Origin of the sequence: Microbacterium nanhaiense (genome assembly GCF_014646015.1) — a bacterium.
Lineage (GTDB): Bacteria > Actinomycetota > Actinomycetes > Actinomycetales > Microbacteriaceae > Microbacterium > Microbacterium nanhaiense.
On sequence record NZ_BMMQ01000009.1, the window covers coordinates 124,906 to 133,238 of the forward strand.

Here is an 8,333-nt window from a genome sequence, read left to right on the forward strand (position 1 = left end):
ATGAGCTCATCAGCCCATCGCGAACTCGACGTTCTTCTGCGCCTCCTCGAGGGCGGCATCCACATCGGCGCCGCCGATCACGTTCGTGATCGCCGTGCTGACGGCGTCACGTCCCTCGTAGTAGTACGCGCCGGTGTTGTTGCTCGGCACGTGCTCGCCGTACTCGACGACCTGCTGGAAGATCGGCTGGCCGCCGAAGAACTCGCTCGGCTCGGCGTAGACGTCGCTCTCGGCGGCAGGGATCCAGTTGGCGACGGCGCCCGCCTTCGGCAGGATCGTGTCGTACAGCTCCGTGGATCCGGCGAAGGTCGCGTTCAGGAAGTCGGCCGCGAGCTCGGAGTTGCCCGACGAGCTGAGCGCCCACGAGGATCCGCCGTTCGCGGAGTAGTTCGTCGCGCCGGAGACGTCGTCGAGCTTCGGCAGGTTCGTGATGCCCCACTTACCGGACTGTTCGGTCGCGGTCTGGATGGATCCGATGATCCAGATGCCGTTGATCGTGCCGGCGACGTTCTCGTTCACGAGGGTGCCGATGTACTCGTCCCACGAGTTCACCTCGGTCAGCAGGCCCGCCTCGACGAGATCCTTGTAGACGTTGATGACGTCGCGGAGCGCCGCGTTGTCCGCGATGGTCGGCTCGCCCTCGGCGTCGAACAGGCTCTGGCCCGCCGATTGCAGCAGCATCATGGGGATGTCGGCCTCACCCGCGATTCCCGACAGGATCGGCTTTCCGGTCTTGTCGAGCACGGTCTTGGCGTTCTCGATCCACTCGCTCCACGTGATGTCGGTGAAGTCGTCGAGCGTCAGGCCGGCCTCTTCGAGCACGTCGGTGCGAAGCGCCGTCACGGCCGTGCCGTTGTCGAAGGGGACGCCGTAGTTGACGCCGTCGAGCGTGGAGTAGGCCGTCACGCTCTCCGGGAACTCGGAGAAGTCGACCTCGGATCCGGAGTAGTCGGCGAACAGGTCGGGGTAGTTGATGAGGTTCTTCTGGAAGGCGTTGTTCTGCATCAGGAAGAAGTCGGGCAGCTCATCGGTCTGCTGCGCCTGGGCGATGGTCGTCAGCTTCGCCTGCAGGTCTTCCCACGGCGTCTCGATGATCTCGAGCTCGAAGTCCGGGTGGTCCTTCTGGTAGATCTTCTCCGCCTCTTCGAGCGAGTAGATGTTGAACGCCGGGTCCCACGCCCACACGGTGAGCGTGTTGTCGTCGCCCGATCCGCCAGCGCCGCCGCCGTCACCACCGCCGTTATCGCCCGAGCACCCCGCCAAGGCGAGCGCCGGGACGACCGCCAATCCCACAACGGCCGCGAACCTGGTCGTGTTCTTCTTCATGGAAATGTGCCTTTCCGAAAGATCGGATCACGCGGCCGCAGCCACGGATCTCAGGCGGCGTCCTTGCCGCTTCGCTCTGACGATCCCGCACCTTTCCGGCCGCCACAAGTGCCCGTTACGCAATCGTGACGGCGCCCGCTCCGTCGCCCTCCGGCGTAACAACTCAGGGGCGGGAATACCCGCGCCGTACCATGGGTTAGAGCACTCAGACACACGCCCAAGGGAGGCTCTTCAGTGCGAGACGTCATCATCATCGGATCCGGCCCGGCCGCATGGACGGCCGCGATCTACACTGCGCGCGCGAACCTCAAGCCCGTGGTCGTCGCGAGCCAGGTCGAGGTCGGCGGCGAGCTGATGAACACGACCGAGGTCGAGAACTTCCCCGGCTTCCCCGAGGGCGTCATGGGTCCCGACCTGATGGCGAAGATGCAGCAGCAGGCCGAGAAGTTCGACACGGAGGTCGTCTACGACGACGCGACCGAGCTCGACCTCTCGGGCGAGGTCAAGAAGGTCACGCTGGGCTCGGGTGACGTGCTCGAGGCGCGCAGCATCATCTTCGCGACGGGATCCGCCTACCGCAAGCTCGGCATCGCCCGCGAGGACGAACTGTCCGGCCACGGCATCTCCTGGTGCGCCACCTGCGACGGGTTCTTCTTCCGCGAGAAGGAGATCGTCGTCGTCGGCGGCGGCGACTCGGCGATGGAGGAGGCCAACTTCCTCACGAAGTTCGCCTCGAAGGTACACCTGGTGCACCGCCGCGACGAGTTCCGCGCGTCGAAGATCATGCAGCAGCGCGTGTTCGACAACGAGAAGATCCAGGTGCATTGGAACAGCGAGATCGCCGAGCTGCAGGGCGCGAGCGGACTCACCGGCGTCGTGCTGAACGACACCGTGACGGGCGAGAAGAGCGAGCTGGCCGTGGACGGCCTGTTCATCGCGATCGGCAACGACCCGCGCACCCACCTCGTGCACGACAAGCTCGAGCTCACCGAGGAGGGCACGATCGCCGTCCAGGGTCGCTCGTCGCGCACCTCGGTCCCCGGCGTCTTCGCGGCGGGCGACGTCGTCGACCCGACCTACCGTCAAGCCATCACGGCGGCCGCCAGCGGCACCGTCGCGGCGCTCGACGCTGAGCACTACCTCACGGCCCTCGACGACGTCGAGCCGGCCCTCGCAGCAGTCTGAACAAGGAGAACATCATGGCAGCTCAGGTAACGACCTCCGCCACCTTCGAAGAGGACGTCCTCAAGGCCGACGGCCCCGTGCTCGTCGACTTCTGGGCCGAGTGGTGCGGCCCGTGCCGCATGGTCGCCCCCGTCCTCGACCAGATCCAGGCGGAGAACGCCGACAAGATCAAGATCGTCAAGCTCAACGTTGACGAGAATCCCGACCTCGCGATGAAGTACCAGATCACGTCGATTCCGGCGATGAAGGTCTTCTCGGGCGGCGAGGTCGCGACGACGATCATCGGCGCGAAGCCGAAGCAGGCCCTCGAGCAGGACCTCGCCGAGTTCCTCGCCTGAACCTCCGCGGAAATGCCCGCCCCCTTGGGGCGGGCATTTCCGCGTTTAGGGACGCCTGTCAGTACCAGATCGAGAGGTGCGGAGAGCGGTCCGTCCGCAGCGCGTTCGACAGCTCCCGGATCTTCGCGTGATCGCCCCGCACGCGGCCGACCGCCGCGAACTCCTCCAGCCGTACGGCCCCAAGGTAGGCGGCCGACAGCGCGCCGATGTCCATCTCCACGTGCACGCGTTCACCGTCGTCGATCGGCGCCGTCTGCAGCCCCTCGCCCCCCAGTTGCAGTAGCGTCCAGGCGCCGTCGGCGATGCCCTGCGGATCCGCCACCCGCACGCGCACGCCGAGCGGTCCCGCGAGCGGCCGGCGCGCGAGCGCTTCCGGAACATCGAGGATCCGGAGCCAGCCGTGGTCGCGCACGGTCTGCGTGATCGCGCGGCGGTCGCGCACGAGCAACGGCAGCATCTCGTCCAGCGGCTGCAGCTCGGCGGTGACGGTGCCGACGAGGTCGTAGCTCAGCGCGAAGCGCCAGAGCGCCGCGCGGGCATCGTTCGTGGCCGTCACCAGGTGCCCGATCTGGAACACGCGCGACGCGTGATCCGCCCCCTCGCCGATCGTGAATGCCATCGCGCCCACGAGCCGCCCCTCCGGGTCGAGCGCCCGTACGCCGCGGATCTCGCGTGGCTTCTCCGACTCGGGCGTGAGGCCCGCGATCTGCTGCCACCGCCGGTCCCAGGCGCCGATGTCGCCGAGGCGATCTTCGCGGGTGCTCTCATGCAGTTCGGCGAGGTCCCGCGCGAGCTGAGCGCGGTCCACGAAGACCACGCGGGCGGCGGGCTCGTACGGGCCCCAGGCGGCGCGGCGGGTGTCGACGGAGTATCGCTGGATCGGTGCCGCCGGCATGAAGCCGTATCGCCCGTAGATCGTCGCCTCGGTCACGGTCAGGCCCGCGACGGCGAATCCCGCGCTCTTTGCCGCGTGCAGTTCGCCCTCGAGCATGATTCGCGCGATTCCTCGGCGACGGTGGCTGGCGGCGACGCTCACACCGGTGATCGCCCACATCGGGATGTGTCCCGCGGGGGTGGTGAGCGGCGTCTCCCACGACATCACCGTCGCGATCGGAAACGGCTGCGGGGCGGTCTCGTCGTAGATCCCCACCACGCGGCGGCTGCGGAGAAGCGCGCTCTCGCTGTCGATCTCCTAATCCGTCGGTTCGGGGCCGAGGAAGCCCCGGTGCTTTGCGCGCAGATAGTCGGCGAGTTCGTCCTCGGCCACTGCGCGATAGCTCAACCCCAGAGCGGCGAGCTTATTGCGCGCTGTCTCGTCGACGGGGACGTTCTGTGCGTTGTTCCGGCTCACCCTTTCGAGGGTACGTGTTCATTGAGCCGGCCGGTGCGACGTGTCAAGCCTCGCGAACGACGGAGTCCCAACGACGGTGCGTGTTCTCCGAAATCAACATATTGCGAACCGCCGGCTCGAGTTCGGGATACTGTGCGGCGATAATGCGCAGCAGGCGCTGATTGCGGGCGTGCGTGGGGCGGAGGCCGCCGTCCGCGACGATGTGCTCGGCTCGCAGGGTGAACACGACGAGCTCGTCGATCGTCGGCAGCTCCTCCATGAAATCCCACGGATCCTCGCCCGCGCGCAGGCGCTCGAGCTGAAGCGACTTCAGCTCGTCGGCGGCCTCGGCGCGCAGCACCTCGACGCTGGCGCGGCGGGGGAGGAGGGGATCGGGATTCGTCACTCCTCCAGGCTACGCGCTGTTACTGCTCGTAGCCCGATTCCCCCAGTTCGCTCAGGATCCTATTGAGGTCCTGGATCGTCGCGAAGCTGATCTTGATGGTTCCCTGGCGGGCCGTCAGGTCGATCTTCACCTTCGTGTCGAGGCGGTCGCCGAGCTTCTCGGAAACCTCATCGAGGTAGGCACGGCGGGCGCCCTGCTTCGCCTTCACGGGCTTCTTCGGCTTCTCGCCGGCCTCGAGCACGCGCTTCGCCGCCGACTCGGTCGCCCGCACGGAGAGTTCTTCGTTGACGACCTTGTCGGCGAGCCGCGCCATGGCCTCCGCGTCGCCGTCCAGCGAAAGGATCGCGCGCGCGTGGCCCGCGGTGAGCACGCCCGCGGCGACGCGCTGCTGCACGTCCTCGGGCAGGCGGAGGAGACGAATGGTGTTGGAGATCTGCGGCCGCGAGCGGCCGATCCGGTCCGCGAGCTGGTCCTGTGTGATCCCGAAGTCGTTGATGAGCTGCTGGTAGGCGGATGCCTCTTCCAGCGCGTTCAGCTGAGCGCGGTGGATGTTCTCGAGGAGCGCATCCCGCAGCAGGTCTTCGTCCGCCGTGTCTCGGACGATCGCTGGGATCGCGTGCAGGCCCGCCTCGCGCGATGCGCGGGTGCGGCGCTCACCCATGATGAGCTCGTAGGTGCCGTCGTTCTTGTCGCGCACGACGACGGGCTGCAGCACGCCGAACTCCCGCACGGAGTGGACGAGCTCAGCGAGATCCTCGGGATCGAAGAGCGTGCGCGGCTGACGGGGGTTCGGGACGATCTTGTGCGGGTCGACCTGAATCAGGCGGATCCCGGGGACCTCGGCGAGTTCGGGCGCCGCATCGTCGCGCGACTCCGGTTCAGCGGGGTCCGAGTCGATGGCGATCTCGACGGGAGTGCGGCGCGCAGCCGGCTTCCGCGTCGCGGACTTCCTCGGGGCGGGAGGCGTCGCCGTTTCCTCCTCGACCGCGGCCGGGGGAGTGACGGTGCGCGAGAAGAAGACGTCGGCGGGACGCTCGCGCGCCTCCGTTCCCGTGGGGATGAGTGCGCCGATCCCTCGGCCGAGTCCCGTGCGCTTCGCCATGACTACTGACCTTTCCTGCGCGGGGCCCCGCGCTTGACGATTTCGACCGCTGCTTCCTTGTATGCGATCGCACCTGCGGATGATTCATCGTACGAGATGACGGTCTGCCCGAAACTCGGCGCTTCCGACACCCGCACCGAACGGGGGATGACCGTGTTCAGCACTTCCTTCGGGAAGTGCTGCCGCACCTCGTCCGCCACCTGATGCGAGAGCCGCGTGCGGGCATCGAACATCGTGAGGAGGATCGTCGAGACGCGCAGCCTCGGGTTGAGGTGCTTCTGAATCATCTTGACGTTGCCCAGAAGCTGGCTCAGGCCTTCGAGTGCGTAGTACTCGGCCTGAATCGGCAGGAAGACCTCGTGCGCCGCGCTGAAGGCATTAATCGTCAGTAGTCCGAGGGAGGGAGGGCAGTCGATGAAGACGAAGTCCAGCGGCTCATCGAGGCTCTCCAGGTACTCCTCGAGGGCGGTGTCGAGGCGCTTCTCGCGCGCGACCTGCGAGACCAGCTCGATCTCCGCTCCGGCGAGGTGGATGGTGCTCGGCACGCAGAAGAGGCGTTCGTTCTCGGGGCTCACCTGAACCGCCTCGGCGAGCGGCGCGTCGTTGATGAGAACGTCGTAGATGCTCATGACGTCGGCCGTGTGGGGGACACCGAGCGCCGTCGACGCGTTGCCCTGTGGGTCGAGGTCAATCACGAGCACGCGGCCGCCGAGCGCGGCGATGGCCGCGGCAATATTGACGGTGCTGGTCGTCTTGCCGACGCCGCCCTTCTGATTCGACACCGTCAGGACGCGGGTCTTGCCGGGGAACTCGATCTCGACGTCTTCGAGCTGTCGCCGACGTGTGCTCAGATCCTGCAGCTGCCGCATGATCGGGCTGTCATCGAAGGCGGCGGCGATGCCGCTGGAGTACTGGCTCACGCGCATCCTCTCGGGGTCCCAGGTCAACTCTTCCAGCCTAACCGTTGCGTGCCGCTTTGCCGCGGGAAATCGCGGAGAATCTCGGTCGATGTTCCACGTGAAACGCGCACTCGCTCCTCGCTACGCGCACCAGGAGCCGCCGTTTCACGTGAAACATCGGGCGCAGCCCGCGAGTCAGGACCCTCGGGACCGATTCGGTTTCACGTGAAACACTGCGGATATGAAGGACCTCCCCGCGTGGCCGATTCGCACCTCTCGATTGCTTCTCCGCCCGTTCGCCGAGACCGACATCGCTGCCGCATGGACCTATCGCGGCCTGCCTACCGTGACCACATGGACCGGCGCATACCTCACGAGCTATCCCCAGTGGGTAGACCTCGCGTCGCGCACGCTCCCCAACAGGCTCGCGATCACACTCCCCAGTGGCGCGCTCGTCGGTGATCTGACTCTCCAGGTGACCGATGCGTGGCATCAGATCGGTGCCGACCCTCGCGCCGCGCGCGGCTCCAATGCCGAGCTCGGGTGGGCGATCGATCCGGCGTACGCGGGTCGCGGCTACGCGACCGAGGCGTCGACGGAGGCCGTGCGGCTGGCATTCGATCACATCGGCGTGCGACGCGTGACGACATCGGCGTTTGCCGACAACGCAGCGTCCATCCGCGTCATGGAGAAGATCGGGATGCGACACGAGGCGACGACAAGGGCCGACTCCTTCCACGCGACCCGCGGGTGGACGGACGGAGCCTAGTACGCCCTCCTCGTCGACGAGTGGCGGGCTCGCCACGGCTGAGTCGCATCAGCGTGGCCGTTTCACGTGAAACATCGCGGCTGCACCGCTCTCCATCGATCTCGCTCGCTTCGCGGCGGCGCTAGGACTCGGTCAGTTCTGGGCGCGCGGATCCTCGGCGACGATCTCCACCTTGAAGCCGGCCGTGTTCTCGAGCCAGCCCGCATAGTGATCTGGGCCGCCCGCGTGCGGATACCGATCCGCATAGAGCGCCCGCCAGCCGTTGTCGGCCGCGTCAGTCATGATCCGGTCGACATCCTCGCGCGACCCACCGTGAAACGCCAGATGGTTGAGGCCGGGCCGCCGACGGTCGTGGGTGTCTCCGTGAAGATTGGGGGAGCCGGTGAGCGTCAGATACGAGCCCGCCGCCGACCAGGATTCCCCTTCGGGCCACGTCGACTCGCGCGTGAAACCGAGCTCGGTGAGAAGCCACGCCCACTCACGCCCGCCCGTCTCGAGATCTGCGACCCAGAGCTCGATGTGGTGAAAGCCCGCCATGACACCAGTCTTGCAGAGGACGGACGAAGACGAGGCAAAGAGAGTGTACCGTCATCCTGTGCTGTGCGATGCGCACGATACCTCCGGCTATGCGCGGCTCGTGGACACTTGACGTGGGACGAACGTCGCGTCGCGGCCGGGCGGATCAGTGTGGGGGAGATGTGACGGGTGATCCTCGATGCTACTCACGCCCTGGTTATCCCTGGGTCCCGCGGAATCGTTGCGCTGCCAGTGTGAACCGGCACGGGCACCAGCACAGGAACCGACGGGGGAACCGACGGGGGAACCGACGGGGGAACCGACGGGGGAACCGACGGGGGAACCGGCGGGGGAACCGGCGGGGGAACCGGCGGGGGAACCGGCGGGGGAACCGGCGGGGGAACCGGCGGGGGAACCGGCGGGGGAACCGGCGGGGGAACCGGCGGGGGAACCGGCGGGGGA

Annotated in this window: 10 protein-coding genes; 3 read left to right on the forward strand and 7 right to left on the reverse strand. The window is 67.2% G+C overall.

What is annotated here, in order from left to right; all coding sequences use genetic code 11:
- Window positions 1-9: 9 nt before the first annotated feature.
- Entirely contained in the window at window positions 10-1,326 is a 1,317-nt protein-coding gene (locus IEX05_RS13315; protein WP_188702641.1) for an ABC transporter substrate-binding protein, read from the reverse strand.
- 234 nt (window positions 1,327-1,560) lie between these two features.
- Here IEX05_RS13315 and trxB point away from each other — a divergent pair, with 234 nt between their 5' ends.
- Both trxB and trxA read left to right on the forward strand, forming a co-directional pair.
- Window positions 1,561-2,511, forward strand: coding sequence for a thioredoxin-disulfide reductase (gene trxB, locus IEX05_RS13320; RefSeq protein ID WP_188702643.1), 951 nt, complete (start codon window positions 1,561-1,563; stop codon window positions 2,509-2,511).
- 14 nt (window positions 2,512-2,525) lie between these two features.
- Window positions 2,526-2,849, forward strand: a complete 324-nt coding sequence (gene trxA / locus IEX05_RS13325; protein ID WP_114117659.1) for a thioredoxin — start codon at window positions 2,526-2,528, stop codon at window positions 2,847-2,849.
- 58 nt (window positions 2,850-2,907) lie between these two features.
- Here the strand turns inward: trxA and IEX05_RS13330 are convergent, their stop codons facing one another.
- The 5 genes from IEX05_RS13330 to IEX05_RS13350 are packed head-to-tail and all read right to left on the reverse strand — an operon-like array spanning window position 2,908 to window position 6,613.
- On the reverse strand, window positions 2,908-4,038 hold the full coding sequence (locus IEX05_RS13330) for a GNAT family N-acetyltransferase (protein WP_268237877.1): 1,131 nt from the start codon (window positions 4,036-4,038) through the stop codon (window positions 2,908-2,910).
- A 3-nt stretch (window positions 4,039-4,041) separates the two neighbouring features.
- Complete coding sequence (locus IEX05_RS13335) at window positions 4,042-4,200, reverse strand: hypothetical protein (protein WP_188702647.1); 159 nt, start codon at window positions 4,198-4,200, stop codon at window positions 4,042-4,044.
- Between the two features lie 43 nt (window positions 4,201-4,243).
- On the reverse strand, window positions 4,244-4,585 hold the full coding sequence (locus IEX05_RS13340; RefSeq protein WP_188702649.1) for a tryptophan synthase subunit alpha: 342 nt from the start codon (window positions 4,583-4,585) through the stop codon (window positions 4,244-4,246).
- A gap of 19 nt (window positions 4,586-4,604) precedes the next feature.
- Window positions 4,605-5,687 (reverse strand): ParB/RepB/Spo0J family partition protein, encoded by a 1,083-nt coding sequence (locus tag IEX05_RS13345; RefSeq protein WP_188702651.1) that lies wholly within the window; start codon window positions 5,685-5,687, stop codon window positions 4,605-4,607.
- A gap of 2 nt (window positions 5,688-5,689) precedes the next feature.
- Window positions 5,690-6,613, reverse strand: coding sequence for a ParA family protein (locus tag IEX05_RS13350; protein ID WP_188702678.1), 924 nt, complete (start codon window positions 6,611-6,613; stop codon window positions 5,690-5,692).
- Between the two features lie 214 nt (window positions 6,614-6,827).
- Here IEX05_RS13350 and IEX05_RS13355 point away from each other — a divergent pair, with 214 nt between their 5' ends.
- Complete coding sequence (locus tag IEX05_RS13355; protein ID WP_188702653.1) at window positions 6,828-7,355, forward strand: GNAT family N-acetyltransferase; 528 nt, start codon at window positions 6,828-6,830, stop codon at window positions 7,353-7,355.
- Between the two features lie 132 nt (window positions 7,356-7,487).
- On the opposite strand, the gene IEX05_RS13360 is transcribed toward IEX05_RS13355, so the two are convergent.
- Window positions 7,488-7,892, reverse strand: coding sequence for a VOC family protein (locus IEX05_RS13360; protein WP_188702655.1), 405 nt, complete (start codon window positions 7,890-7,892; stop codon window positions 7,488-7,490).
- Window positions 7,893-8,333: the final 441 nt, after the last annotated feature.